Here is a 26,627-nt window from a genome sequence, read left to right on the forward strand (position 1 = left end):
GATGCTCCGGATTCCTGATAATGTCCTCTTTCCTTTGCCAAGATGCGGACTATTTCTCGTCCTTGACGGCCTCAAAAGCCTGATCCAGATCATCGATGAGGTCCAGGTAATGTTCCGTGCCTATGCTTAAGCGGATGGTGTTCGGGTAAATCCCTTGATCGGCAGCTTCTTCTGGACTGAGCTCTGAGTGTGTCGTAGAGGCCGGATGGATGACCAGGGATTTCACGTCGGCTACGTTAGCTAACAGGGAGAAGATCTTCAGATGGTCGATCCAGTCTGTCGCCTTCTTTTGGGATCCGTCAATCTCAAAGGTGAAAATGCTGCCGGCTCCATGAGGAAAGTATTTTTCATACAGGTCATGGTTCGGATGGTCAGGCAGGGATGGATGGTTGATCTTCTTGACCTGGGGCTGGGTTTTCAGATACTCGATGATCTTTTGAGTATTATAGACTTCCCGTTCTACACGCAGACTCAATGTCTCCAGGCCCTGCAGAAGGATCCAGGCTGCGATGGGCGCGATGGTCGCACCCTCATCACGGAGGATCAGGGCTCGGACACGAGTGACGAATGGTGCCGGCAGCTCGCCGAATTTCAGTCCATGATAGGAGGGATCAGGCTGGGTAAAACCGGGGAATTTGTCACTGTGCATCCAGTCAAAGGTGCCCCCGTCTACGATAATTCCTCCGAGTGTGGTACCGTGACCGCCAATAAACTTGGTGGCGGAATGGACGACGATGTCTGCTCCATGTTCTATTGGGCGGATCAGATAAGGGGTGCCGAAGGTGTTGTCAATAACCACCGGAATGCCGTGCCGGTGAGCGACGGCTGCAGTGCCTTCAATATCAGAGATGTTGGAGTTCGGGTTGCCCAGGGTCTCGATGTAGACCAGTTTGGTGTTCGGCTGGATAGCTTTTTCGAAGGCGTCGAGATCGTCAGGATCAACGAAGGTCGTGGAGATCCCGTAGCGGGAAAGCGTATGTTTTAATAAATTATACGAACCGCCGTAAATGGTCTTGCTGGCTACGACATGATCGCCGGCAAAGGCAAGGTTGAGGATGGCATAGGTGACGGCTGCTGCACCGGAAGCTACAGCCAGGCCGCCGACACCTCCTTCGAGGGCTGCTACACGGTCTTCAAGTACGCCCTGGGTGGTGTTGGTCAGACGGCCGTAGATGTTGCCCGGGTCACGGAGCCCAAAACGGTCAGCGGCATGCTTGCAGTTCTTGAACACATAGGATGTGGTCTGGTAAATAGGTACGGCCCGTGAATCTGTTGTCGGGTCGGCATGTTCCTGCCCTACATGAACTTGTAAAGTCTCGAAGTGAAGTTTCTTTTTGTTACTCATAATTCTTTTGTTGTTATATTTTATACGGGGGTAAGAAGGGTATCCTGCTCTGGTCTCTTCTTATCTTTTATTCATGTTACAAAGTTACGCTGAAAAAGGCTTCCCGGTAATCGCATACTCACGGCATTCTCCCTACCATAAGTATGGTATTTTCTGACTCCACGGGCTGCCGGTGTCCTCGGCTCTCAATGCTCCGGGTGAGCGCTGGCCTTTTGCGGGCGGTCGTCACGCCTGGACTTGGAGTGTGTGACCAGCCAGACACCGGAGAAGACAAAGATGATGGCCAGTCCTTGGCTCCACTTGAAAACACCCATCCCTGTGAGAACGCTGACGGTGACTGCAACGATGGGCTGGACGTAGTTGTAGATGGATACGACGGTGGGGCGCAGGGTCTGCTGGGCAATCATCGTCAGCAAGTAGCAGACATAGGTGCCGATGACGACGACGTATCCTGCTTCCCACAAGGTCGTGGAGGGGATCCTGCTCCAGTCAACAGTGGTGATGACATGGTGGGTGGAGAAGGGCAGGATCATGATGGCAGCCCAGAGGAACATCCATTTGTTGGTCGTGAAGACTGAATATTTTCTTACCAGAGGATTGTACAGGGTCAGGTATAGGGCAAAGGAACACTGGGCGGTCAGGCACAGCAGGTCGCCGCGGATATTCCCTACTTTGGCATTATTGGCTGATGCACTGGTCAGAATCAGGATCAGGGCACCTGCACAGCCGATCAAGACGCCTGACAGCTTTTTTAAGGTGATGGGCTCTCTCAGGATGAGAAAGGCAAATATCATGGAGAAGATGGGCATCGTCGTCGTCATGATGCTGGCATTGTTGGGGGAGGTGATGCTCAGTCCGATATTGTAGCAGAACTGGTTACAGATCAGACCGAAAATGGCGGCACCGATGAATTTCAACTTATCCTTCATGGGAACGGTCTCCTTAGGGGCAAATAACGAACTGATCCAGAAAAGAATGACTCCTCCCAGGACCCTGAAGGTCACCAGGTCTATTCCATCAATGCCATGGGTCATGGCTGCTTTCCCTATAGGGGCCATCAGACCCCAGAATATCTCGGCGCTGAAAATGCTCAGGTGTGCTTGAAGTGGCTTGCTGATATGTGTCATCTTGTTAATGCTCTCTTCGTGAAATAAAGCAGGGCATGATCATAAAACGAAATATTCGGATAATTGTCATCTTGATCGCTGTCTTTTATCATTCTTTATGATCATTATGAATGCTTGCCCTTCATCTCACAAGCAGAAGGGTACTGCCGTGCTTTATGCTGTCTCCCGTTAAATCATTCGCAAAGTTAATAATAAATTCTGAACTCCTTTTGATTTTAGTTTCTTTTTCTTATATTTGTCATCTGGAAGTGAGATAAGGAATAGAACAAGTGATTGGGAGATTTTTAGATTATGCAGAAATACGCTGATTATATCGTAAAGATCGAAATTGACTCTCTTTGGAGCGGGGTCAAACATATTATCTGGAATCTTGACCGTAAGGTGAATATTCTGAGTGGTATCAATGGGGTCGGGAAGACCACCATCCTGAACAAGGTCATCAAGGGACTGTCACAGGGGGGCGAATTCCCCAGTCATCTTTTGAAGGGCGTTCATCTTCAGGTGTGTCCGGGGGACGCAAAATGGATCCGCTATGATGTCATCCGCTCTTTTGACCGGCCATTGGTCAACTCGGAGCTGGTGTCTCAACTGGATATTCCGATGGGAACGGAAATGGATCTGCAACTTTATAATCTCCAGCGAAAATATCTGGACTATCAGGTCAATATCGGTAATCGCATCATCCAGGTCTTGCAGTGCGGGGGACCTGATGCAGCGGGAAAAGCGGAGAAAATCGCTGGACCGAAAAAGATGTTTCAGGATATGGTCGATCAACTCTTCGCCTCCACGGGCAAGAAGATTATACGTACGGAAAATGAGATACGCTTTTCACAACTGGGGGAGACACTGGTCCCTTATATGTTGTCAAGCGGTGAGAAACAGATGCTCTGCATCCTCCTGACCGTCCTGGTAGAGGACCAGAAACCTTACGTCCTCTTCATGGACGAACCGGAGGTGAGCCTGCATTTCGACTGGCAGAAACAGTTGATTGACCTGGTCTTGAAACTGAACCCGAATGTCCAGTTGATCATGACTACGCACAGTCCGGCTGTGATCATGAATGGATGGATGGACAATGTTACTGAAGTGACGGATATTACTGTTGGTGCCCACACTTCCGGGAAACCGGAGGATAAGTAAATTTGCTGCTTATGTCTCCAAGATTAAAAGACCATATAACCTCTCAATATTTTGAAGCCGCCAACCGACTGAATTCTCAGCATGCCCGTAGGAAGATTGTCGCCTATGTGGAAAGTTATGATGATGTACTCTTCTGGCGGCAGGTGCTGGGCCGTTTTGAGAATAATACCCGCTATTTCGAAATCATGCTCCCCGTCAGGGGCAGTTATCTGGAAAGGGGGAAGAAGGCTGCGATTGCCAATATGCTTTCCGGCGTAGGCAGGGATATGATTGCCTGTGTGGATGCGGACTATGACTATCTTATCCAGGGGGCAACCGAGACGTCGAAATTAATCAATGAGAATCCTTATATCTTCCATACGTATGTCTATGCCATAGAAAATTACCAGTGCTATGCGCCTGGCTTGCATGACGCCTGTGTGATGGTGACCCTGAATGATCATAATATTTTCGACTTTGAGAAGTATCTGTTTGATTATTCTGAGGCAATATGGCCTTTATTCGTCTGGAATATCTGGTTCTACAGAGGACCTCATTATAATGACTTCACCATTACGGATTTCAATAAAATCATTGAGCCGGGGTATGTCAAGATCAATCACCCTGAGGAGATGATCTCTTACATGCGCAGGAAAATTGACCGTAAACTGCAACGGTTGAGAAAGGATTACCCTCAGTTTCAGGATCAGAAGGAGGCCTTGATAAAAGATCTCAACCGACTGGGGGTACGGTCAGACAATACTTATTTGTTTATCCAGGGACATCATCTGTTTGATAAGGTGGTGTGTCCTGTCGTCATGAAGGTTTCCGAGAAACTGGAGGAGGAACGGGAGGAGGAAATCCGGGAGCAGTCGGTCCATGTGATGCAGGAAACGACTGAGATGTCGAGTTATAAACACAGCATCGAGAGTGTGACTCAGATGATGAAGAAAAATATGGTCTATCAATATTCCGAACCTTTTCAGCGTTTGCTGAAAGACCTTGATCATTTTCTCAGTATTTGATGAGAGCGGTAGGTGACTATGATCCCTGACTTTGGCATTGCTGCCTATGTTCATCCCTGGTGCATCGGGATGGCCTCAATGGTGCATTGGGGTGGTCTCTATGGTGCATTGGGGTGGTCTCTATGGTGCATCGGGATGATCTCAATGGTGCATTGGGATAGCCTCAATGGTGTATCGCTCTCAGCATGGGACATATTGAATCCCCAAAAGTCTGGTGTTGATGGCTGAAGAAGTGATGGGCAAATGTCATTGGGGCTGAAAAGAATGAGCCCGGCATATACCGGGCTCAGAATAGAGCATTATAACGTTTAATTTAACGTCTGACTTTTTTGAGGGGATCTCACACTTGAAACATCCTCTCTTTTTCTGATTTTCAGGATACCTTATACATAAGATTCCAGGAATTTGATATTACCGTCTACATGTACCTGTTTTGTCGTGGCAGGGATCAGAAGGGATTCACCAGCCTGGAGCTCAAATTCATTGCCTTCATTGTCGCTCATCTTTGCTTTGCCCTCCACGCCGATCAGGATGACGAAACTGTCAAGCTCACTGTAGTCCAGCGTCATTGGCTCAGTTAAATCATAAACCGTAGTGTTGAAATATTGGCACTTGACCAGACTGACCCCCTGATTCTTCTGAGGGACATACTGCTGGCGATAATTGCTCTTGACCTGATAGTCAATGCACATCGCAGCTTCACGAGTATGCAACTGGCGATAGTTGCCGTTCTTGTCCTTACGCTTGAAATCATAGATACGGTAAGTGACATCACTGGTCTGCTGTATCTCAACCAGGAAACAACCCTTCCCGATGCTATGGATGCGGCCGGCAGGTATGAAGAAACAATCTCCCTCCTTGACGGGATAATTGGCGAGGGCATCGGTAATCGTATCGTTTGCCACCATGGCTTTATATTGCTCCGGGTTGATGTGCTGCTTCAGGCCACACATCAGACTTGCACCCTGGTCTGAATTCATCGCATACCACATTTCTGTCTTGCCGCGCTCCTTGCCGAGTTGGTGGGCAATCTCATCATTCGGATGAACCTGGATGGAGAGTTGCTGGCTGGCATCAATAAATTTGATGAGCAGGGGGAATTCCGTGCCGAAGTGCTTGTAATTGTCTACGCCCACGAGTGAGTCTTTCAACTCGGAAATGAGGGCCTGAAGTGTTTTCCCTTTGTAAGGGCCTTCTGCTACAATACTCTGACTACCCGGTACACCTGAGATTTCCCAACTCTCTCCTACATTATCCTGTTGCATGTTCAGGTGCTTAAACGGGATAATTTTGTTGCCTCCCCAGAGGGTCGACTTCAACAGAGGTTCAAATTTAAATGGTTTCATAATAATTTAGTTATATATCTGCAAATATATCATAATCTTTTGATTTTTCCAAATAATCAGAAGATAATATAGTGTTCCGGTCCATTTAAATAATATAAATCAACACGATTTCTATGGCAGTGCGGAAGATTCCTTGATTTCCGGGTTTTCTGTAATTCAATGATTCTTCCAGAAAGAAGGGGTAAAGATAACCAGTACGGTGAAGAGCTCCAGGCGTCCGATCAGCATCATGAATGCACACAGCCATTTTGCGGCAGCAGGCAGTATGCTCCATGACATTGTTGGTCCGATCTCCGTTCCAAGTGTCGGCCCTACATTTCCCATACTGCTCAACGCCATCGTAATGGCATTGGTGTTATCAATCCCCATGGCTATAAGGGCTGAAGAGGTGACCAGGCAGAGGATCAGGTAAGTGGAGAGAAAGGAGAGCAATGTCAGCCTCTTTTCTTGCGATACATTTATTCCGTCGATTCTTACCGGCAGGACGGCATTAGGATGCAGGATCTGGAGAAATTCATTTCTGATCGTTTTCATCGTCATGACCCCTCGGATACATTTCAGTCCTCCGCTCGTGCTTCCCGAGCAGGCTCCGAAGAACATGCAGACGGCGAGGATCACCCATGTGATATGGGGCCATGTCGAGGCGTCATCGCTGAAAAAACCGGTTGTCGTAATGAAGGTTACCACCTGGAAAACTGCTTTGCGGAAAGCGTGTTCCAGGTCATAGTGATTATTCAGTATCAGTTTTGACATGATGAAGGCAGAGAAGGTGAGGACCATGATCAGGTAAAACTTAAACTCTGAATTATGGAACAGGTTCTGTATCTTGCCCTTGAAGATAGAATTGTACTGAAGGGTGAAGTTGATTCCTGACAGGAAAGTGAAAAGCGTGCAGGCGTATTCCAGGAATTTGGAATGATAGAAGGCAAAGCTGTCATTATGAGTTCCGAAACCTCCTGTGGCAGTTGTCGTCATCGAGAAATTGATGGCATCAAACAAGTTCATCCCGCCGATATAGTAACTGGCTGCACAGCCTGTGGTAAGAATCAGATAGACGACCCATATCCATTTGGCATTTGTGGAAATACGAGGGTGGAGTTTGGTCTTGAACGGTCCGGTGGATTCGGCAGCGAATATTTTTATGGAGCCCCCTCCGAGAGAAGGCAGCAGGGCCACGGTAAAGAAGACGATCCCCAGTCCCCCGATATATTGGGTCAGTGACCGCCAGAACAACAAGCCGTGTGGCAGGGCTTCGACGTTATCGATGATAGAGGCTCCTGTGGTTGTAAAACCAGACATGGTCTCGAAATAAGCGTCCGTGAAGTTCCTGATGTATCCGCTGATCAGGAAGGGCAGGGTGCCGAACAGGCTGAAGATGATCCAGGCTGCGGCGACGATGAGGTAAGCATCTCTTTGTGAAAGGATATTCCTGGCATTCCTGCCTATCGTGATCAGGTTCAGAGCCGCGAGCACGGTAAGAGTAATGGAGCAGAGAAAGGCGAAGATGTCATCTTCATGGTAGATGATGCTGACGACCAGGCACCAACTCATCAGGAAGGCTTCTATAAGAAGCAGATGGCCGATAATCTTGTTGATTAATTTGAAATGAAGCATTATTTATTCGTTTGTCCTGGTCTTTGATGGATCAGATAAAGAACTTTTCAATTTTCTTCAGGTTAATATGATGGCAGAAAACGATTACTGCGTCACCGGTCTGGATCTGTGTGTTTCCGGATACCAGCATTCCTTTTCCTTCTCTGACAAGGCCGCCGATGGTAGCTTCGTGAGGCAGTCCGAGTTTGCAAACTGGTTTTAAGGTGACTCTGGAGCCCTCTTTAGGGATGAATTCGACGACATCTGCATTGGCATTCATCAGGAATTGGACATCCATCACATCTGCGTCGAGCATCATCTGATAGATATGGCAGGCCGCAATGACTTTCTTGTTGATAATCGTTCCGATGTCCAGGCTTTCTGCCATGCTGATATAATCAATGTTTTCGACCATTGCCACAGTTTTCCTGACCCCCATCCTCTTTGCTGTGAGACAGGCCAGGATATTCGTTTCCGTGTTCGGCGTGAGAGCCACGAAAGCCTGTGTGCTGGAGATACCTTCTTCCTGCAGTAAGGAGACGTCACGTCCGTCACCGTGGATGACCAGTGTCCTGTCATCTAAAAGTTCGTTGAGTCTTTTACAACGCTCTTTATCATTTTCAATGACTTTTGCATTCATGTATTCCGGGAGCGTGTTGAGGGCTTTTACGGCAGTTTCACCGCCTCCCATGAACATGACGTTCCTGACATCTTCATAGTTTTCCTTTCCAGCGATTTTCCGGATATAGGGGATATAGTCCTTTGTAGTCATGAAATATGCCAGGTCATAGGTCTTCAGTTTATTATTTCCCGAAGGAATAATGGTCTCGTCTCCGCGTTTGATGGCAACGATATGATAATGTGCTCCCATGCCACAGATATCTTTCAGGGGTCGGTTGAGAATCTCACAACTATCCCGGAGTTTGATGCCGAGCATAACGAGGGCACCCCCGTGTACATCCCAGCGCTGCCGGACCCAACTCATTCTCAGGCCGTTGTTGATGTCCTGTGCGGCGAGCACCTCCGGGAAAATGACGGAATCAATGCCCAGTCGTTGCAGGAACTTTTGTGATTCGGGTTCAATGTATTCGGAGTTTCCTATTTCTCCGACGGTTTTTTTTGTGCCCAGGGCCTTTGCCAGGATACAAGTGTTCAGGTTGAGCGCTTCACTTTTCGTCACGGCGATATAGAGGTCCGCGTTTGGTGCTCCCGCTTCCTTCAGAGTCCTGATGCTCCCGGGATTGGCCTCCAGCGTGAGCAGGTCATAGTCGGAGCCGATCTCTGCCAGTCGGTCTGCATCCTCATCGATAAGGGTAATATCCTCTTCATTGCGGGACAATAATTTGGCAAGGTATGTTCCTATGGCATAAGCGCCTGAAATGATAATCCTCATAATACTGTAAAATGCTTTATAATGATAAATAGATTATTATAGGTGTGGGCACCTTGTTAATCATTAACAGGAGGACAGACCGATCTATCCTCCTGTTTTTCCTTTTTGAATATAAACAGATTGACTACAGAGAAGCGAACGGGGCAGCACGCCCGTTACAGCAGTGCTGCGATATTCTGTTTAATACTTTCCGTATCTATGCCCACAATCTGATGCAACTGTTCCACGGTCCCGTGTTCTACGAATTCATCCGGTATGCCCATCCGCAGAATATCAGGATGGAATCCGTGATCGTTCATCCATTCCAGGACAGCACTGCCGAATCCGCCGGCTTTCACTCCGTCTTCAATGGTAATGATCTTGGAAAATCTTTCTGCGATCTCCTTCAGGAGTTGTTCATCAAGCGGTTTGAGGAAGCGCATGTCATAATGAGCTACCTTTCCCAGAGAGGCTCTGGCCGCAAGAGGATCTTTGTCCTGTTCCAGATCATTAATGGCTCTTTCTACATCGTTGCCGATAGGACCGATGCTGAGGACAGCCACATCCTTCCCGTCCCTCAGTTTCCTCCCCGTTCCTACGGGGATCTCTTCCAGGGGGCAGCGCCAGTCGGTGAGCACGCCTCTTCCCCGCGGGTAGCGGATCACGAAAGTCCCCTTGCCTTCCAACTGTGCCGTATACATGAGTTTTCTCAGTTCATGTTCATTCATTGGAGAAGCGATGGTCAGATGGGGAACCGGACGCAGTGCAGCCATATCAAAGACGCCGTGGTGTGTAGGGCCGTCAGGGCCGACTATTCCTGCCCTGTCCAGACAGAGGACGACGGGCAGATTCAAAATAGCCAGATCATGGATGATATTATCATAAGCCCTTTGGGCGAAAGCACTGTAGATGTTACAGAAAGGCTGAAGTCCGTCCTTTGCCATCCCCCCCGAGAAGGTGACGGCATGCTCCTCGGCAATTCCCACATCGAACACACGGTCCGGCATGACTTTCTGCATGATATTCATGGAGCACCCGGGGGCCATGGCAGGGGTCACCCCCACAATCCGGGGGTTACTTTTAGCCAGTTCAAGCAGCGTTTCTCCGAACACCTGCTGGAATTTTGGAGGCTGGTCAGTACTGTCCTGGATGATCCGGTAACCGGTCTGGATGTCAAATTTCCCGGGGGCATGCCAGACGGTGGCCGATTTCTCAGCAGGTTTGTAACCCTTTCCCTTGATGGTGTGGAGGTGCAGTAATTTCGGTCCCTTCATGTCCTTCAGCTGACGGAAGGTATGTACAAGTTCTTTCACATCATGCCCGTTATAAGGGCCGAAATAACGGATGTTCATTCCCTCGAAGATGTTCTGCTGATGGCTGATGGCCGATTTGATGGCATTGTTCAACCGGATAATCCCCCTTCTTCGGTTCTCGTTCAGATAACCTTTGGAAAAGAGCCATCTGCTCGCCTTGAAGCGGAGACGGTTATAGGTATCCGATGTATCCAGCCGCAGGAGATATTTCTCCATTCCCCCTACGGCCCTGTCAATGCTCATGTCGTTATCATTCAGGACGATGAGCAGGTCATTGGGCGTGGAGCTCACATTATTGAGTCCTTCGAAAACGAGTCCCCCGCTCATTGCGCCGTCTCCGATAACGGCTACGATATGCCGTTTCTCATGCCCGGTTTTCTTAGCGGCTACGGCCATGCCCAGTGCAGCCGAGATGGAATTGGAGGCATGCCCGCAGGTGAAGGTGTCATAAGGACTCTCCAAAGGAGAGGGGAACGGGCGGATGCCGTGCAACTGTCGGTTCGTGTAGAAGAGTTTTCTGCGGCCGGTCAGAATCTTATGCCCGTAGGCCTGATGCCCCACATCCCAGACGATCCGGTCATCGGGAGTGTTGAATACGTAATGCAAGGCTACCGTTATTTCCACGGCACCGAGCGAAGAAGCCAGGTGCCCCGGATTGATCGATACTTCGTCAAGAATATCTTTTCTCAGTTCCTTGCATACCTCAGGGAGTTGGTCTATGCTGAGTTTTCGTAAATCTTTGGGATAAATGATTTTATCTAAAAGTCCGTATGTATGTTGATTCTGCATTTTTTAGAAAGGATGTATCTTTGCAAAGATACATTAACTTATACAGAAAAACAAATTTATTCCATAATTTTTCCTGTTCCCTTTATACCGTTGCCTGCTCGTTCCCGCAGGCGGGCCCAGGATGTCCGGATCACCAGGCCTTTCCGGAAAAATTGATAAAAACCAGTCAGTGAGGATGGCCTTTCCAAAGAATTCACTATATTTGTATTGAATTATCCGAACAGGTTATGAAATTGACGATACATCATAATTCATTGGTGAGAGGGATCTTCGGGGCCATCCTTTTTATTGGCATCCCCGGTCTTGTCTTCCTGATCTTATGGCCCTTTCTGGGCTGGTTGCCGGGGGTGATCGGCGCAGGATGCATATTCCTGATAGCCGTTTACGGGTTACTGATCGGCTGGCGCCATATCAAGGTGAGGAGGGTATCTTGTGTCTCTCCTCTTCTTCCCCAGGCTTTCGAGGGCTATCGTATCCTTCAACTTTCCGATATTCATATCGGCACATTTCTGAAAAACCGGTCCTTCATCACTAAAGTGGTGGATACGGTGCAGAAGCAGAAGGTGGACCTGATCGTCTTCACGGGCGATCTGGTGAATGTCAGCGCGGAGGAGATCATCCCCTTTACTACTGTCCTGGACAGACTTCATGCTCCCGACGGAGTCTTGTCCGTCCTGGGCAACCATGATTATTGTGAATATGGAAAGGATACTTCCGAGGAAAATATCCGCAAGAACCAGAAAGTGCTCCATTATCTGGAAGAGAAGATGGGGTGGAAACTCCTTCTGAACGATCATGTCCTGATCCACCGGCCGGTAAAAGTGGCTCGTCATTCTCAGGAGGAGGCAGCCGGTCGTGTAAGGGGGGAGTCCTGTCCGGATGCTCCTGCTGATGAGGATTCGACGATAGCGGTGATCGGGGTGGAGAATATCAGCAGACCACCTTTTCAGAGCTATGGTGATCTGGATCATGCAATGAAAGGATTACCCGAGGGGATGTTCAAGATCCTGTTGAGCCATGATCCCCATCATTGGCGGATGGGGGTCCTGCATCATACGGACATCGCCTTGACACTGAGCGGGCATACCCATGCAGGACAACTGAGGATAGGCCATTTCTCCCCGGTCAAATGGTTCTACCATGAGTGGGGTGGAAAGTATACCGAGGACGGAAGTATGTTGTATGTCTCGACCGGCATCGGCGGCACCATGCCCTTCCGCCTCGGGGATCCACCGGAAATACCGATCATCGAACTGCACCGGCCTGCGGAGGGATAAAATGTATAATAGGTCTGAACTTTAAAAAGAAAATTATGATTGATTATGTCAAAGGTACACTTACGGAAATAACTCCTGCACTGGCTGTCGTAGAGGCTTCAGGGGTAGGTTTTGCGCTGAACATATCCCTGAACACGTATACGGCTGTCCAGGGTTTAAAAAACCGGGAGGTCAAACTTTTCGTCCATGAGTCTCTCGTGACGGGAGGACGTGATGATTCTTTCACCCTTTTCGGCTTTTACACTCGTCAGGAGCGTGACCTGTATCGCCTGTTGATCACCGTGTCCGGTATAGGGGCCAATACGGCCAGGATGATCCTTTCTTCTACTTCTCCGGGCGAACTGTGCAATATTATTTCTACAGGGAATGATAAAATGCTCAAGAGCGTCAAGGGCATCGGACTGAAGACAGCTCAGCGTATCATCCTGGACCTCAAGGATAAGATCGTCAGCCTGGGCATCACCGATGAGATTCCCGCAGGCGGGACCAGCAAGAGTTCCATTAATATGGATATTAAGGATGAGGCTGTGAGCGCATTGACCATGCTCGGTTTTTCTCCGGCACCTTCCGATAAGGTTGTAAGGGCAATTATGGCTGAACAGCCCGATCTCCCGGTGGAGCAGGTCGTCAAACTCGCTTTGAAGCAGATCAAATGATCATTCCGGTTGCTTTCAGCAAAGGCTGATCGCCGGGGATTTATTCTGTGGAGGCTGAATGGAGGTGAAAAAGGGGTAAACGGATATAAAAAGTGTAATTAATGAACAAAAGGGAGCTTAAACGAGCATTTTTTTGTAATTTTGCACTTGTAACCATCTATGTCGCCGTTCAGGTTTCCAGTGAGTGTATTTCTGTTCGGTCTGAATGAAAAGAAAAAAGGTAATGGACAAGACATTTCATCATCGTTTTACGATAGGAGCTATGAGTGGTATCGTTCTATTTTCGATTCTCACCTTTTATTTCTTTTGGGAAAAGCATGCGTTGATCGGTACATTGCTTATGGTACTTATTTTATGCATGATCGAACGGGTTATCCATACGACTTACACTTTTCATAAGGTCGGAGCGGGGACACCTGGGAAGGAACAGGAGATACTGATCATCAATAAGGGCAGGTTTTCAATTAATAAATCCATTCCCTTGAGGGAACTCCAGGAGGTGACTCGTATGAAAACCGTGTTTGGACTGAACCATTATCTTCTGTTGGTGTATGGATCTGGAAAGAGAATGGAGGCAGTAATGCCGGTAGAAGAGGAGGGCTTCCTGTCTGAGCTGAAGAAACGGTGTGTGAGCCAGGAGAGATGAAGGATGGTTCTTGTACATGGATCCGAAGGGGATCGCGTGTTCCGGACATTCAATAAATGAATAATATAGGATGATGAAAAATTTGAGATGTTTACTTTTGCTGGTGATGACCGTGATGCTCGTGCCGGCGGAAGCTCAGGTCATTGATGAAAATATAGAGAATAATGAGGAGGTCAAGGAGGATTCGGCATGGTCTGATTCCGTCAATACGGATACTGTCACAAATCTGCCATGGCCGAAATCAGTGCAGGAAAAGATCAACAAACTGCTGGAGAACAAGATGTTCCAGACTTCCCAGGTAGGGATGATGGTATGGGATCTTACGGCAGATTCATGCATCTTCGAGAAAAATGAATTCCAGATGATGCGTCCTGCTTCTTGCCTGAAACTGCTGACCGCGATTACGGCTATTGACCGTCTGGGAGGTTCCTACCAGTTTAAGACCCAGTTAAGATACACCGGCAAGATAGAGAACCACACCCTTACGGGAGATGTATATTTAGTGGGAGGGATGGATCCCCGGTTCAATTCTGATGACCTGTCAGCTTTCATCTCCAACTTGAAGGAGATGGGAGTGGATTCCATCCATGGTTCCATCTATGCAGACAAGTCAATGAAAGACACCAACCTTTATGGCGAAGGATGGTGCTGGGATGATGACAATCCTACGCTTTCTCCTCTTCTGATCTCCGGAAAGGACCAGTTCATGGACCGTTTTATCTCCAGGCTCCGTGAATCAGGTGTGATCTTTTCACCGTTTTCCACAGGTACGAAGCGTTGTCCGGATGATGCCTTCACGGTTTGTACGCGTTACCACAGCCTGGATCAGATCCTGGTCAGGATGCTTAAGGAAAGTGATAATCTTTATGCGGAATCACTATATTATCAAGTAGCTGCTTCCACCGGCAATCATCCTGCGTCAGCAAAGAGCGCAAGGGCTGTGGAACGGAAACTGATCGAGAAAATAGGTCTGGATCCTTCCCGTTACCGGTTGGCTGACGGAAGCGGTCTGTCACTCTATAATTATATTACGCCTGAGTTGCTGGTACGTTTGCTGAGATATGCTTATCAGAATGATAATATCTATATGCATCTGCATCCGGCACTTCCCATTATGGGCGTGGACGGTACACTGGAACACCGGATGCATAATGCTTTTACACGGGGGAACGTGCATGCAAAGACGGGCACCGAGACCGGAGTGGTCTCTCTCGCAGGCTATTGTACGGCAGCCAACAGTCACCTGCTCTGTTTCGCCATCCTTAACCAGGGGGTGATGCATGCGGTCAATGCGAGAGCCTTTCAGGACCGCGTCTGTATATCACTCTGTTCTCCTCAATAAATCTTATGCCGGGGGATTCTTGTCTTGTTTTGGAAATACATGATGGCCCCTTGTCCCTTTCATTCTTAATTTTTTACTATGGTCTTGCAAGTTCATAAATTAGTGAGTTCTCATATCTGGTTGGAAAGGATCAGAATTTTTGTCGAGCAGATGATTTCCCTCACGGGGATTCATGGCCCTGCCGTCCCTGTCTTGCGACATGTCCTACTCATTCTCGTGACCGCATTCCTGGCCTGGCTGTTCTATGTGATCTGCCGGAAGACCCTTGTCCCCCTGATCATGAGCATCACCCGGAAAACAACAGCGAAATGGGATTCGGTCTTATTCAACGAGAGAGTCCTGGTCAGTGCCTGCCGGATTGTTCCGGCCATTGTCGTCTGGAAACTCTTGCCGATGGTGTTCTACCAGTTTCCTTCCATCCGTGTCATCCTGACCCGTCTGACAGCCATTTATATCGTTGTCATGACCACCCGCACGGCAGTCGTGTTTATTGATTCTTTCAATCAACTGGAAATAATCAGCCGACGGTCTTCCACCCGCCAATATCTGAAATCGTTCTGCGGGGTGCTGAAGATCTTGATGGTCTTTATAGCCTTTGTCGTGATCATCGCCATCTTACTCAACAAGAGTCCGATGGCGCTCTTTGCCGGACTGGGCGCGACCTCGGCCGTGCTCATGCTCGTTTTCAAGGATACCATTGAAGGACTGGTCTCAGGAGTGCGCTTGACGAGTAATGATATGATTCATGTCGGCGACTGGATCACAGTCCCGGATACGACTGTTGACGGTGTTGTCAAGGAAATGTCGCTCTCTACGGTCAAGGTACAGAATTTTGATAATACGATAGTTACGATCTCGCCTCAAGCATTGATTAACGGGAGTTTCCAGAACTGGATCGGAATGGAACAAAGTCCCGGCCGCCGTATCAAGCGAGCCGTTTACTTCGATTTCCGGAGTATTAAATTCGTGGACGATGAGAAGAAGGTTACGAATATGGGACTGTTCCGCCGTGCCATGGAGGAATTCCTCATGAGGCGTGATGATGTGAACAGTGAAATGATGGTGATGGTCCGCGAGCTGGAGGCTACCCAGTGCGGCGTTCCTGTAGAGTTTTATTTCTTCTTGAAAATAAAGGACTGGAAACTTTATGAGGAGCATCTGGCGGACATCATGGACTATGTCTACTCCATAGCAAGGGATTATGGCCTGACGATTTACCAGCAATTCCCCATGCAGTGAATATTGAATTAATTGAGGACATGCCCGTCCGCTCACTTGCGGAACAGGGCATCTCCTTGCTGTACAGTGATCAGGCAGATACGATGGGGAAGATCTCTATGAATTCACCCTGGTGACGTTTCCCGTCGTTGATGATCTCCATGAACTTTCCGGCGACGACCTCCGGGGTATGAAATCCTTCCCCTGTCATATTGCCATTCAGGTCGGTAGTGGTAGGTCCGGGATGAACGCAGAAAATCTCTACCGGAACCTTGTTTTTGTCAAAGTCAAAACCCATGGTAGCGGTCATCACATTCTGGGCAGCCTTACTGGCTTTGTAGGCCAGCGGATTCCAATAAGGGTTGACGCTGGTAGGGACGGTGATGTTAACGATCCTTCCACGGTTTCTGGCGATGACAGGGACAAGCCCTTTTGTCAGGGCGTAGGTGCCGATATAGTTCACCTTTACCGTTTCGATGATGTCTTCCATGTCAGACTCATAACTTGCACATTCCATGTTCCCGGGTATCCCGGCATTGTTAACCAGCATTTCCAGATCCGGGTGACTGTCTTTAATTAACTTTACGGAACGTCGGATAGCCTCTAAATCAGAAAGGTTGACCTCAACCCATTCCACCTCTTTGACCCCCATGGCCTTCAGGCGGCAGACCGCTTTTTCTCCTCTTTCCCGGCTACGAGCTCCTACGAGTACATGCCATCCGCAGAGCCCTAACTGTTTACTGATAGCGAAGCCGATTCCTTTATTGGCTCCTGTGACTAATACTTTTGCCATGATTAATTTTTTTCAGCAACTGAGAACCTATAAAAAAGGGCGGCCTGACCGGACGCCCTTTTGTTCTTGATATGATAACCTTTTATTTTCCAGCTTCTTCCTGAGTTTCTTCCACGCGGAAATCCGTCAAGTCTTCTGCGATAAAGTTCTGGATATAGTCTGCATTTCCTACTACCTTAGCATTTGCTGCAAAGACAAAAACCTTTGCACTCCGCCCGAAAAGATCTTCATTTCGAGTGGCGTCATCCAAAAGCAACAGGGAAACGAGAATATCACCCGTCATGTCACAAAGCCGGTGTGCAAGGAAATCGTGCATCTCCTGATTGTCAGCATCCCTTACATATTCAATGGATTGTTTGTAAAGGGCAGTCATCTCCTCGACACGTTTTTGAAGAGGCTTCAGGTCTTCAGCTACTTCGTGTCCCAGCATCTCCTCAATGATCTTGAGGTAAGTGCCGTTGGTCACATAGCGGATCGCAGCGACCACTTGCAACTGTGTTGTACCCTCGTAGATGGAGAAAATGCGGGCATCCCGGTAGAGGCGCTGGGCTTCATATTCCATGATAAAGCCGGAACCTCCGTGGATGGAGATGGCATCATAGGCAGCCTGGTTGGCATATTCGGAATTCATCCCCTTGCAAAGCGGAGTAATGGCGTCTGCCATACGTCCGTATTTCTTCATCTCCTTGCGTTCTTCAGGGGTCAGTTTGCGGCTCCGTGAGATGTCTTCAAGGGTCTTGTAGATATCCACATAGCGGGCAGTCTCATAGAGCAGTGCACGGCCACCGTCAAGTTTGGCTTTCATGCGGGACAGCATGTCATAGACACCCGGGAAAGAGATGATCTTCTTTCCGAATTGTTCACGTTCCTTGGCATACATTACGGCCAGGTCATAAGCTTCCTGTGCAACCCCTACACTCTGTGCACCGATTCCCAGGCGGGCACCATTCATCAGCGCCATGACATACTTGATGAGGCCCAGGCGGGTGCTTCCACAAAGTTCAGCCTTTGCATTCTTGAAGACCAACTCGCAGGTAGGTGATCCGTGAATACCGAGTTTGTTCTCAATATGCCGGACGGTTACCCCACCGTTATGCTTGTCATAAATGAACATGGACAATCCGCGTCCGTCGTGGGTACCCTCTTCAGAACGAGCCAGGACAAGGTGGATGTCAGAGTCACCATTCGTGATGAAACGCTTGACCCCATTCAGGTGCCAGCAGTTGTCCTTCTCATCGAAGGTAGCCTTCAGCATGACACGCTGCAAGTCAGAGCCGGCATCAGGTTCCGTGAGGTCCATACTCATGGTCTCCCCCTGACAAACCCGCGGGATATACTTTTCCCGTTGCTCGTCAGAGCCAAACTCATAAAGAGTGTCGATACAACTCTGCAAGCTCCAGATGTTCTGGAAGCCGGCATCGGCAGCTGCCACCACTTCTGACATCATGGAGAAGATGGTCAGAGGGAAGTTGAGCCCACCATACTGGCGAGGCATGGTAACTCCCCAGAGTCCGGCTTTACGGGTAGCGTCAAGATCCTCATAGGTCTTGCTGGCGTATTTCATGCGGCCATTCTCAAGGTGAGGACCTTCCAGGTCGATGGATTCCGAATTAGGCTGAAGGACATTGGCGGAAATATCACCGATGATGTCCAGCACCCGTTTGTAATTCTCCATAGCATCCTCGTAGTTGACAGGAGCTTCAGCATATTTGTCTTTTTCGACGAAGTTGCGCTCTCTAAGCTCAACAATACGTTTCATCAGAGGATTGCTCAGTTGGAATGCAATCTCTGGATGATCACTATAATAATTTGCCATAGTTTACTTGGTGTTCTGTTTGTAATGCTTGATAAGTTTAGGTACAACATCCTCGACGGTACCAACGATAACATAGTCTGCAATCTTATTGATGGGAGCGTCTGGATCAGAGTTGACAGAGATGATGATACCTGCGTCCTGCATACCGACGATATGCTGGATCTGTCCGGAGATACCGCAGGCGATGTAAACCTTTGGGTGAACGGTGGCACCGGTCTGGCCGATCTGGCGGCTGGAGTCTATCCATCCTGAATCGACGGCAGCACGGGAAGCGCCCACCTCTGCATGGAGTTCATCAGCGAGTTCATAGAGCATATTGAAACCTTCTTTGCTGCCCATACCATAGCCCCCTGCAACGATGATAGGAGCACTTTTCAAGTTACAGTTGGCAGCCTTGACTTCACGGTCAATAACCTTGACGACAAAGTCGGTTTCCGGAACATATTTGGCCACGTCAGGGTAAGACACCTGACCTTTAGCTTTTCCCTTGTAGAGAGCCTTTTGCATGACACCGCTGCGGACGGTAGCCATTTGCGGACGGTGATCAGGGTTGACGATGGTTGCAACGATATTCCCGCCGAAGGCCGGGCGCATCTGGAAGAGCAGATTGTCATAGTGCTTGCCGGTCTTCCGGTCATCATAAGAACCGATCTCCAGTTGGGTACAGTCAGCGGTCAGTCCTGATGTCAGGGATGATGAGACACGAGGGCCCAGGTCCCGGCCGATAACGGTAGCTCCCATGAGAGCGATCTGTGGCTTTTCCTCTTTGAAGAGGTTGACGAGAATGTCCGTATGTGGAGCAGAGGTATAAGGGAAAAGGCCTTCTGCATCGAACACGAACAGATGATCAACGCCGTAGGGCAGGATCTGATCTTCCACCTTACCCTTTATGCCGGTTCCGGCTACGACAGCTTCGAGTTCTACGCCCAGCTGACTGGCCAGTTTACGGCCTTTGGAAAGCAACTCCTGAGATACCTCGGCAACGGTAGTGCCTTCAACCTCGCAATATACAAAAATGTTATTCATAAATTTCTGGTACTACAGTAATTAACCGATAATTTTCTCCGAAATCAATTCTTTCATCAACTGGTCTATATCCTCATCAGAAGAAGTCAGCCTCTTGCTTTCCTTGGTATGGAAGACAATATTTTGTACGGCTTTGACCTTTGTCGGGGAACCACTCAGGCCGCATTGTTGAGAGTCACCTGCCACATCGGCCACACTCCACTGGTTCAAGGTAAGGTAAGGGCGGGTCTTGTAAAGTTCAGTCCATGGCTCATCCCCTTTGCGCTCCATAGGACAAGACGCATACTTGTATTTCATGACCAGTTTGGCGTTGCACGGGCGGCATGGCGCAGCCGTACCATTAACGGTTACGAGAAGTGGCAAAGGAGCTTCCACTGTTTCTACACCCCCGTCAATATGACGTCTGATCGTGGCTTTTTTGTTGTCTATCTTTATAATCTCTTCGGCATAAGTGACTTGATTGAGTCCCAGTTTCTGGGCTACCTGAGGACCGACTTGAGCCGTATCACCATCAATGGCCTGACGACCTCCGATCACAATATCTACATCTCCGATCTTACGGATACCCAGAGACAAGGCATAAGAAGTAGCCAACGTGTCAGCACCGGCAAAGAGACGGTCAGTCAGTAGCCAACCCGTATCGGCACCACGATAGAGGCCCTGTCGAATAATCTCACCGGCACGGGGAGGTCCCATGGTCAGGATACCAACAGTAGAACCCGGATTCTGATCCTTGATGCGAAGAGCTTGCTCCAGAGCATTCAAATCTTCAGGATTGAAGATGGCAGGGAGGGCTGCACGGTTGACAGTTCCCTCAGCTGTCATGGCGTCCTTTCCCACGTTTCTTGTGTCAGGTACTTGTTTGGCAAGTACAACGATTTTCAACTTCATAAATTGTTATGTATAAATAAATTAATTTCGAAATTCGGCGCAAAATTACGAATTTTTTGCTTGTTGGGCAAATAAAATACTTGAAAATTGCACGTTTTCGTTTACGATGTGCACAAAACGAAAGGTTTGTGCAATAATAGATCCTTTTGATGTCTTTTTGACTGAAAAAGCATGGTTTGATTCATGAAAAATAATTAGGTGTATTCTACAATTTGAAAAAAGTTCGTATATTTGCATAATCATCCTTACGAGACAGCAAGTTACAGGATGGGCGGACAAAGGAAATCTTTTATCTGATAACAATATAAGAAAATAAAATTCTGTGAGGACATTTCTGGAAGTAGAGAGGGAAAGAAGAGCAATATGATAGACAGAGCTACGATTGATAAGATTATGGCAGCCACGAACATTGTAGATGTGGTTTCGGAATTTGTTACACTGAGGAAACGGGGTGTCAATTATGTCGGTCTTTGCCCTTTTCACAATGATACGCATCCTTCTTTTTCAGTTTCTCCGAGCAGGGGGATCTGTCATTGTTTTACCTGCGGGAAGGGAGGTAATGCCGTCCATTTCCTGATGGAGCTGGAGCAGATGACTTATCCGGAAGCCCTGAGATGGCTTGCCAGAAAATATAATATTGAAATCCATGAAAAAGAGTTGACTCCTGAGGAAAAGAGAGAAGAGGGCGAGCGTGAGTCCATGTTCATCGTCAACGAATGGGCAGCAAAATACTTTCAGAACATCCTTCATCAGCACCCGGACGGCAAGGCTGTGGGGATGGCCTATTTCCGCAGTCGTGGTTTCAGGGATGACATCATCAGCAGGTTCCAGTTGGGTTTTGCCCTTCCCCTGCAGGATGCGATGTCGTCAGAGGCGGTCAGGGAAGGGTACCAGCCGGAGTTCCTTAAAAAGACAGGGCTGAGCTATGAGGGTCGTGACGGACATCTGAAAGACCGGTTTGCCGGCCGTGCGCTGTTTCCTTGGATCAGTGTCAGTGGAAAAGTCATTGCTTTCGGGGGGCGTGTCTTGGACAAGCGGACGAAAGGGGTCAGCCAGAAGTATGTGAATTCCCTGGATAGTCCGATCTATCATAAAGAGAAGGAGCTTTATGGCATCTATCAGGCCAAGAAGTCGATCGCCCGTGAGAATCTGGTCTACATGGTGGAGGGATACACGGATGTGATCAGCATGAATCAGAGTGGCATAGAGAATGTGGTAGCCAACTCAGGAACGGCACTGAGCGTGTATCAGATACGTCTCCTTCATCGTTTCACGAATAATATTGTCTTGTTGTATGACGGTGATGCAGCCGGGATCCATGCTGCTCTCCGTGGTACCGACATGCTCCTCAAAGAAGGGATGAACGTCAAGGTCCTGCTCCTTCCCGATGGTAATGATCCTGACAGCTTTGCCCGGAGCCATACGGCTGCCGATTTTAAAAGTTATGTGGAAGGCCATCAGGAAGATTTTATCGAGTTTAAGATCCGTGTCCTTCTTAAGGGGGTCTCGGATCCGATCAAGCGGTCAGAGGCGATTAATTCGATTGTCGAAAGTGTCTCCGTCATCACGGACCAGATCGTCCGGGCTACCTATATCCACCTTTGTTCCGCAAGACTTGGGCTGAATGAGTCAACACTCATCCGGCAGATGAACCAGTTTATCCGTAATGGAAAAAGTGAGCAGGAGAAGGCAGAGAGACGTGCTGCCGGACTTGACCAGCATTCTGCTGTGCCCGCTGCCCGGCCGCAGATAGCAGAACCGGCAGCGATAAGTCAGAAAAAGGAAGTGGAACAGCAACTTATCCAGTTGGTCATCCGGCATGGAAATGAAAAGATCACCGTCCAGGACCATCAGGGAAAGGATGTCACGTTGCCCGTTGCCCAATATGTTGATGCAGACCTCAGCACAGACCAACTCCTGTTTTCAGAGGATATTTACAATCAGATCCTTCATGAATGTGTAGAGCATCTGAAGGACACAGGTTTTGAAAGTGAGAACTATTTCATCAATCACCCTAATCCCAAGATCAGTCAGTTGGCTGCACGGATGTGTACGGATCGGTTCCACCTTTCAGAGAGTCTGAAGGTGGAGGATGAGCCCTCCCGTCTGGCACATGATGTGCTTACCCTGATCCTCAATTTCCGTCTGGACTATGTGGAGCATTACCTGGACGAACTGAAAAGGAAGATCACCGAGAGCACCGGTGACAGTGGAGAAATGAAACTTCTGATTCAGAAATACCAGAATTTGCAGACTATCCGCAATCAGATGGCCAAGATGCTCGGAAGCAATATCCTTGTATGAAGGGCCTTCATTATCTGTTCCTTTCCGTATAAGCGGAGGGGCAAAAGTCAAGAGAAGCAATATAAAAAGTTAGAAATGAGAAATATAGTCATCATAGTTGTTCTCTGGACAATCGTCTTTATCGTGGCCTTTGTCATTATACCGGCCCTGAGACGGCACATCGACTCAGGCCGTGCCTTGCATGACTATGATTTAGCCTTCAACACCATGCTGGTCAAGATGGCCTTGAAGAAGTTCAACTGCAAATACAGGATAGAGAATGACAAGGATCATAATGGTGTCCTTTACCATTTTGACTATCAGACCGGGCATTTCTATATCCGGATAGAAAAGGGGACGCCCTATATCCGGTTAACCTATCCTTTCTTTTTCTCGACGTCCATGGATCACATCGCCTTAGTGAGAAGTCTGAGTAACCAGTGTTCGCTCAGCTCTGAGATGTGTCGTATCGTATATACTTTAAATACGGACCAGAACCTCGTTGATCTGCATATCGTGTCAGGTCTGTTGCTGACCCTCAAGAATGCCGTGGAGGTCCTGGAACGAGAGATGCTGGACATGTTCCGCTGGCAGAGTACGTTTGTCAAGCGTTTCCGGGAATTGGAAGATGACAACCAGAAGGCAGAGCAAAAGGACTTTGAGACAAACTCAGCAGAATGGGGCAGGGAGCTGTTTCTCCTTCGGGAGCAGGAGATGATGCATCAGAAAGCAGGACCTTCCTGGAGGGGAAATGCAGATGAAAAAATTACCATAGAGCAGTTGCTGAATACTTTGTTCGGGGTGAAGCAATTTGAGCCGGTCTGCCTGAAGGGCCCTTCTGGCCATCTGGAAGATGGGAAGGCGATCCGCAACTATGATGTCAGCGGAGCGCTGATAGAAAAGGGAAAACTGATACGTGAAGAGGCTTCTTTGGAATTACAGTATGTTGATCTCCGCGGGCCACTCAACCGTATCATGGAATTTCATCTGAACTCTGAGAAGGCGACGGATCGCACGATTTATTATCGTATTACGATCACCCTGATCCCTCTGTCTGTCAGTCGCCGTATCCCATCAGGCAGCGAGCTGACGAAATCCAGGGTCGTGAGCCTGCTTGCCGCTTATGATCTCACTTGTCCGAAAGAGCGTCTGGCAGAATTTCATCTGATGTGGGAGGATGCCTTGCAGAAACGGAAAAGAAATCAGGAAAAGGAGATGACGGAAGAGCAAAAACTGATGTGTGAAAGTGCCCAGCCAAAACTGGCCTATCTGCTATTCCGCGGGAAACGACTGTTCCTGAATCATTGTTTTTATGAATCTTTGCAATATCTTCTGGACGCCTTTAATTTTGCCCAGTCCGTGTTTGAGGATCTGAAGCCTGAGGAGAAGGATCGTTTTTATGAAGTGTGCTATCTGATCGGGTTCTGTTATAGCGAACTTCATCTGTATCGTCAGGCTTACTATTACCTGGATATTGTGTTCCCACTTCATCGGGTGACCTATACGGAAGAACTCGTGAATAGCCTGGTTAACGGTCATGATTTCCGGGCCATTAGTTTTATAGACGGCCTTCTTGAGAATGTTGAAAACAACATTGACGGGGAGGATCGGGAAAATGTGGCCGTGAACTCTTTTGTCAATTTCCTGAACCGCCGCAAGGCTTATGTGTATATTGACCTGCAACGGTATGACGAGGCTGAGGCATTGCTTAAAAGGATGCTTGACGATCCTGACAATACGGATTTTGCGATAGGAGAACTGGCCTATCTGCAGAAATTGAAGGGAGACGGGAAGTGAGTTGCCGACGGCCGATGTCCGGTAAACGGCAGGGCTATGACGGTGTTGTGGAGCTCTTGAAATGAAACATAAGGAGGGTGATTCTGAAATCTTAATTTCGCGCAGGTAAGTATGATATATGTACATTGGATAGTTCTTGTTGCTTATATGGCTGTCATTCTCGCGACAATGGTAGCTGTATTGATGGATAACCGACAGCCCGCAAAAACGATGGCATGGCTGCTGGTTCTCTTTTTCTTACCTGTCATTGGGATCATCTTGTATGTTTTCTTCGGCCAGAATATCCGGAAGCAGAGGCTGATGAGCCAGCGGAGCCTTGATGAACTGTCGAAACGCTCCATGCTCGAATTTGCAGAGCAGGAAAACTTACATATCCCGGAGAGTCAGAAACCACTGATGAGACTTTTCGCAAAACAGAACCTCGCTCTGCCTTTCAAGGATAACGTGGTGGAGATCTATACCACAGGATATGAGTTTTTCCCGGCTCTCTTACGGGAAATAGGGAAAGCCACAAAGCATATACATATTGATTCTTTCATCTTCTGCGATGATGCTTTAGGCTATCTTATCTCTGATGCTTTGATTGACAAGTCTCAGGAAGGTGTTGAGGTGCGCGTCATTTATGATGATGTAGGTTCCTGGGGGTCGCATAACCGCTTTTTCGAGCGTATGCGGGATGCCGGTATTGATGTTCATGCTTTCATGCCGGTGAAATTCCCCGCTTTTACGAGTAAAGCCAATTACCGGAACCACCGCAAACTCATTGTCATTGACGGCCGTGTGGGATTTATCGGGGGGATGAACATCGCATTGAGATATGTGAAAGGGATAGGCCGGCAGTCGTGGCGCGATACACATATACGGGTAGAAGGTGGAGGCGTATATGCCATCCAACGGGATTTCCTGGTAGACTGGTATTTCGTGGACCGTACGTTGCTGACGGACAGGAAATACTATCCGCCTATTAATGCGGCAATCAGCAATGATTGTCTGATGCAGGTCGTCTCCAGCAGTCCCGCAGATGCCTGGCCGGCGATCATGCAAGGTTATGTCCGTATTATCCTGCAGGCGCGGCATTATGTCTATATGGAATCTCCTTATTTCCTCCCTACGGAACCGGTATTGTTTGCCATGCGTACTGCAGCCCTGGCCGGTGTAGATATCCGGTTGATGATTCCCCTCAAAGGGGATTCTGCCCTTGTCGACTGGGCAAGTCGTTCTTACGTCGAGGAAACGGTTGAGGCGGGGGTGAAAGTGTATCTTTACAAGGCCGGATTCAATCACTCAAAATTGATGGTCAGTGATGATTACATTTCAACGGTAGGTAGCACGAATGTGGATTTCCGGAGTTTTGAGGATGATTTTGAAGCGAATGCATTTTTCTATGATGAGGGGATGTCTCTAAGGATCAAGAAGGTGTACCTTGACGATGAAAGGCAAAGCGTGTTCCTGCAGGATTACTATCATAAGATCCATCATAGACCCTTCATACATCGGTTATGGGAGAGTTTGCTTCGTCTGTTTTCTCCTTTGATGTGATAAGGGTGATTCAGAGTTGAAGGGTTGCCGGTTAACCTGTTCCTGGTCAGGAAGATATGTTGATAAAAGACTATTCAGATTCAGGTGTTTTAGTCTGCTCTTCCAGTTGGGTGAATATTTTAGGAGCATGTATGTTTTTAGGATTCATGCGCTGAGCCAGACGCTTTAATCCTGAAAGGTCTATAAATTGTTTTTGTAGTAGAAGGTCCTTGAAATGTTTTAAGGGGACAGTGCCCATAGGATGAATCTTGGAATACTGATGTACTGACATTGGTTTATCTTTCTGTTGAGTTGTATTTTTAGCCTGTTGCGTT

General features: G+C 48.2%; 22 protein-coding genes. 11 read left to right on the forward strand and 11 right to left on the reverse strand.

Annotated features, from left to right (window positions below; genetic code table 11):
• Window positions 1-49: 49 nt before the first annotated feature.
• Together ACYRYG_RS06250 and ACYRYG_RS06255 are read right to left on the reverse strand one after the other, a co-directional pair.
• The gene (locus ACYRYG_RS06250) at window positions 50-1,345 is read right to left on the reverse strand and encodes an O-acetylhomoserine aminocarboxypropyltransferase/cysteine synthase family protein (protein ID WP_293416166.1); all 1,296 of its coding nucleotides are present in this window, start codon (window positions 1,343-1,345) and stop codon (window positions 50-52) included.
• A 185-nt stretch (window positions 1,346-1,530) separates the two neighbouring features.
• Complete coding sequence (locus tag ACYRYG_RS06255) at window positions 1,531-2,472, reverse strand: DMT family transporter (protein WP_293416164.1); 942 nt, start codon at window positions 2,470-2,472, stop codon at window positions 1,531-1,533.
• Window positions 2,473-2,763: 291 nt separating this feature from the next.
• On the opposite strand from ACYRYG_RS06255, the gene ACYRYG_RS06260 reads away from it, so the two are divergent.
• From ACYRYG_RS06260 to ACYRYG_RS06270, 3 genes are read left to right on the forward strand one after another with little or no spacing between them, the layout of a single operon-like run.
• Window positions 2,764-3,612 (forward strand): AAA family ATPase, encoded by an 849-nt coding sequence (locus ACYRYG_RS06260; RefSeq protein ID WP_293416162.1) that lies wholly within the window; start codon window positions 2,764-2,766, stop codon window positions 3,610-3,612.
• An 11-nt stretch (window positions 3,613-3,623) separates the two neighbouring features.
• Complete coding sequence (locus tag ACYRYG_RS06265; RefSeq protein ID WP_293416160.1) at window positions 3,624-4,616, forward strand: DUF4435 domain-containing protein; 993 nt, start codon at window positions 3,624-3,626, stop codon at window positions 4,614-4,616.
• Window positions 4,617-4,634: 18 nt separating this feature from the next.
• Entirely contained in the window at window positions 4,635-4,844 is a 210-nt protein-coding gene (locus ACYRYG_RS06270) for a hypothetical protein (RefSeq protein WP_460197833.1), read from the forward strand.
• 155 nt (window positions 4,845-4,999) lie between these two features.
• On the opposite strand, the gene ACYRYG_RS06275 is transcribed toward ACYRYG_RS06270, so the two are convergent.
• From ACYRYG_RS06275 to dxs, 4 genes are all read right to left on the reverse strand, one after another.
• Entirely contained in the window at window positions 5,000-5,962 is a 963-nt protein-coding gene (locus ACYRYG_RS06275; protein ID WP_293416156.1) for a type I phosphomannose isomerase catalytic subunit, read from the reverse strand.
• A 156-nt stretch (window positions 5,963-6,118) separates the two neighbouring features.
• The gene (locus ACYRYG_RS06280) at window positions 6,119-7,576 is read right to left on the reverse strand and encodes a TrkH family potassium uptake protein (protein WP_293416154.1); all 1,458 of its coding nucleotides are present in this window, start codon (window positions 7,574-7,576) and stop codon (window positions 6,119-6,121) included.
• Window positions 7,577-7,607: 31 nt separating this feature from the next.
• Entirely contained in the window at window positions 7,608-8,948 is a 1,341-nt protein-coding gene (gene trkA / locus ACYRYG_RS06285) for a Trk system potassium transporter TrkA (protein ID WP_293416152.1), read from the reverse strand.
• 155 nt (window positions 8,949-9,103) lie between these two features.
• A complete protein-coding gene (gene dxs / locus ACYRYG_RS06290) occupies window positions 9,104-11,029 on the reverse strand; it encodes a 1-deoxy-D-xylulose-5-phosphate synthase (protein WP_293428878.1) in 1,926 nt (641 codons plus the stop codon).
• 227 nt (window positions 11,030-11,256) lie between these two features.
• On the opposite strand from dxs, the gene ACYRYG_RS06295 reads away from it, so the two are divergent.
• The 5 genes from ACYRYG_RS06295 (at window position 11,257) to ACYRYG_RS06315 (ending at window position 16,189) form a co-directional block, all read left to right on the forward strand.
• A complete protein-coding gene (locus ACYRYG_RS06295) occupies window positions 11,257-12,306 on the forward strand; it encodes a metallophosphoesterase (protein ID WP_293416148.1) in 1,050 nt (349 codons plus the stop codon).
• Between the two features lie 35 nt (window positions 12,307-12,341).
• The gene (gene ruvA / locus ACYRYG_RS06300) at window positions 12,342-12,962 is read left to right on the forward strand and encodes a Holliday junction branch migration protein RuvA (RefSeq protein ID WP_293416146.1); all 621 of its coding nucleotides are present in this window, start codon (window positions 12,342-12,344) and stop codon (window positions 12,960-12,962) included.
• Between the two features lie 223 nt (window positions 12,963-13,185).
• The gene (locus ACYRYG_RS06305; RefSeq protein WP_293416144.1) at window positions 13,186-13,608 is read left to right on the forward strand and encodes a PH domain-containing protein; all 423 of its coding nucleotides are present in this window, start codon (window positions 13,186-13,188) and stop codon (window positions 13,606-13,608) included.
• A gap of 73 nt (window positions 13,609-13,681) precedes the next feature.
• Window positions 13,682-14,950 (forward strand): D-alanyl-D-alanine carboxypeptidase/D-alanyl-D-alanine endopeptidase, encoded by a 1,269-nt coding sequence (gene dacB / locus ACYRYG_RS06310; RefSeq protein WP_294075784.1) that lies wholly within the window; start codon window positions 13,682-13,684, stop codon window positions 14,948-14,950.
• 120 nt (window positions 14,951-15,070) lie between these two features.
• A complete protein-coding gene (locus tag ACYRYG_RS06315; protein ID WP_293416190.1) occupies window positions 15,071-16,189 on the forward strand; it encodes a mechanosensitive ion channel domain-containing protein in 1,119 nt (372 codons plus the stop codon).
• Between the two features lie 70 nt (window positions 16,190-16,259).
• Here the strand turns inward: ACYRYG_RS06315 and ACYRYG_RS06320 are convergent, their stop codons facing one another.
• The 4 genes from ACYRYG_RS06320 to ACYRYG_RS06335 all read right to left on the reverse strand — a co-directional run bounded on the left by ACYRYG_RS06320 (window position 16,260) and on the right by ACYRYG_RS06335 (window position 20,694).
• Window positions 16,260-16,961 carry an SDR family NAD(P)-dependent oxidoreductase gene (locus ACYRYG_RS06320; protein WP_293416140.1) on the reverse strand — a complete coding sequence of 234 codons (702 nt, stop codon included), beginning with the start codon at window positions 16,959-16,961 and terminating at the stop codon, window positions 16,260-16,262.
• Between the two features lie 82 nt (window positions 16,962-17,043).
• Window positions 17,044-18,777 carry an acyl-CoA dehydrogenase family protein gene (locus ACYRYG_RS06325; protein ID WP_293416138.1) on the reverse strand — a complete coding sequence of 578 codons (1,734 nt, stop codon included), beginning with the start codon at window positions 18,775-18,777 and terminating at the stop codon, window positions 17,044-17,046.
• Between the two features lie 3 nt (window positions 18,778-18,780).
• A complete protein-coding gene (locus ACYRYG_RS06330; RefSeq protein WP_293416136.1) occupies window positions 18,781-19,803 on the reverse strand; it encodes an electron transfer flavoprotein subunit alpha/FixB family protein in 1,023 nt (340 codons plus the stop codon).
• A gap of 21 nt (window positions 19,804-19,824) precedes the next feature.
• A complete protein-coding gene (locus ACYRYG_RS06335) occupies window positions 19,825-20,694 on the reverse strand; it encodes an electron transfer flavoprotein subunit beta/FixA family protein (RefSeq protein WP_293425229.1) in 870 nt (289 codons plus the stop codon).
• A 363-nt stretch (window positions 20,695-21,057) separates the two neighbouring features.
• On the opposite strand from ACYRYG_RS06335, the gene dnaG reads away from it, so the two are divergent.
• The 3 genes from dnaG to cls all read left to right on the forward strand — a co-directional run bounded on the left by dnaG (window position 21,058) and on the right by cls (window position 26,313).
• Window positions 21,058-22,998 carry a DNA primase gene (gene dnaG / locus ACYRYG_RS06340; protein WP_293416132.1) on the forward strand — a complete coding sequence of 647 codons (1,941 nt, stop codon included), beginning with the start codon at window positions 21,058-21,060 and terminating at the stop codon, window positions 22,996-22,998.
• Between the two features lie 75 nt (window positions 22,999-23,073).
• Window positions 23,074-24,774 carry a hypothetical protein gene (locus ACYRYG_RS06345; RefSeq protein ID WP_293427698.1) on the forward strand — a complete coding sequence of 567 codons (1,701 nt, stop codon included), beginning with the start codon at window positions 23,074-23,076 and terminating at the stop codon, window positions 24,772-24,774.
• Between the two features lie 111 nt (window positions 24,775-24,885).
• Window positions 24,886-26,313 (forward strand): cardiolipin synthase, encoded by a 1,428-nt coding sequence (gene cls / locus ACYRYG_RS06350; protein WP_293416128.1) that lies wholly within the window; start codon window positions 24,886-24,888, stop codon window positions 26,311-26,313.
• A gap of 70 nt (window positions 26,314-26,383) precedes the next feature.
• Here cls and ACYRYG_RS06355 read toward each other — a convergent pair whose 3' ends face one another.
• Entirely contained in the window at window positions 26,384-26,584 is a 201-nt protein-coding gene (locus ACYRYG_RS06355) for a hypothetical protein (RefSeq protein WP_293416126.1), read from the reverse strand.
• Between the last annotated feature and the right edge of the window lie 43 nt (window positions 26,585-26,627).

This window comes from Segatella asaccharophila, assembly GCF_054687055.1.

Bases quoted from the DNA above. Each gene is read 5' to 3' on its own strand.
- ACYRYG_RS06265 (WP_293416160.1), top strand. From the start codon at position 3,624: ATGTCTCCAAGATTAAAAGACCATATAACCTCTCAATATTTTGAAGCC.
- dxs (WP_293428878.1), bottom strand. From the start codon at position 11,029: ATGCAGAATCAACATACATACGGACTTTTAGATAAAATCATTTATCCC.
- ACYRYG_RS06305 (WP_293416144.1), top strand. From the start codon at position 13,186: ATGGACAAGACATTTCATCATCGTTTTACGATAGGAGCTATGAGTGGT.
- dnaG (WP_293416132.1), top strand. From the start codon at position 21,058: ATGATAGACAGAGCTACGATTGATAAGATTATGGCAGCCACGAACATT.
- trkA (WP_293416152.1), bottom strand. From the start codon at position 8,948: ATGAGGATTATCATTTCAGGCGCTTATGCCATAGGAACATACCTTGCC.
- cls (WP_293416128.1), top strand. From the start codon at position 24,886: ATGATATATGTACATTGGATAGTTCTTGTTGCTTATATGGCTGTCATT.
- dacB (WP_294075784.1), top strand. From the start codon at position 13,682: ATGAAAAATTTGAGATGTTTACTTTTGCTGGTGATGACCGTGATGCTC.
- ACYRYG_RS06275 (WP_293416156.1), bottom strand. From the start codon at position 5,962: ATGAAACCATTTAAATTTGAACCTCTGTTGAAGTCGACCCTCTGGGGA.
- ruvA (WP_293416146.1), top strand. From the start codon at position 12,342: ATGATTGATTATGTCAAAGGTACACTTACGGAAATAACTCCTGCACTG.
- ACYRYG_RS06250 (WP_293416166.1), bottom strand. From the start codon at position 1,345: ATGAGTAACAAAAAGAAACTTCACTTCGAGACTTTACAAGTTCATGTA.
- ACYRYG_RS06320 (WP_293416140.1), bottom strand. From the start codon at position 16,961: ATGGCAAAAGTATTAGTCACAGGAGCCAATAAAGGAATCGGCTTCGCT.
- ACYRYG_RS06295 (WP_293416148.1), top strand. From the start codon at position 11,257: ATGAAATTGACGATACATCATAATTCATTGGTGAGAGGGATCTTCGGG.
- ACYRYG_RS06345 (WP_293427698.1), top strand. From the start codon at position 23,074: ATGAGAAATATAGTCATCATAGTTGTTCTCTGGACAATCGTCTTTATC.
- ACYRYG_RS06335 (WP_293425229.1), bottom strand. From the start codon at position 20,694: ATGAAGTTGAAAATCGTTGTACTTGCCAAACAAGTACCTGACACAAGA.
- ACYRYG_RS06355 (WP_293416126.1), bottom strand. From the start codon at position 26,584: ATGTCAGTACATCAGTATTCCAAGATTCATCCTATGGGCACTGTCCCC.
- ACYRYG_RS06330 (WP_293416136.1), bottom strand. From the start codon at position 19,803: ATGAATAACATTTTTGTATATTGCGAGGTTGAAGGCACTACCGTTGCC.
- ACYRYG_RS06280 (WP_293416154.1), bottom strand. From the start codon at position 7,576: ATGCTTCATTTCAAATTAATCAACAAGATTATCGGCCATCTGCTTCTT.
- ACYRYG_RS06325 (WP_293416138.1), bottom strand. From the start codon at position 18,777: ATGGCAAATTATTATAGTGATCATCCAGAGATTGCATTCCAACTGAGC.
- ACYRYG_RS06260 (WP_293416162.1), top strand. From the start codon at position 2,764: ATGCAGAAATACGCTGATTATATCGTAAAGATCGAAATTGACTCTCTT.
- ACYRYG_RS06255 (WP_293416164.1), bottom strand. From the start codon at position 2,472: ATGACACATATCAGCAAGCCACTTCAAGCACACCTGAGCATTTTCAGC.
- ACYRYG_RS06270 (WP_460197833.1), top strand. From the start codon at position 4,635: ATGATCCCTGACTTTGGCATTGCTGCCTATGTTCATCCCTGGTGCATC.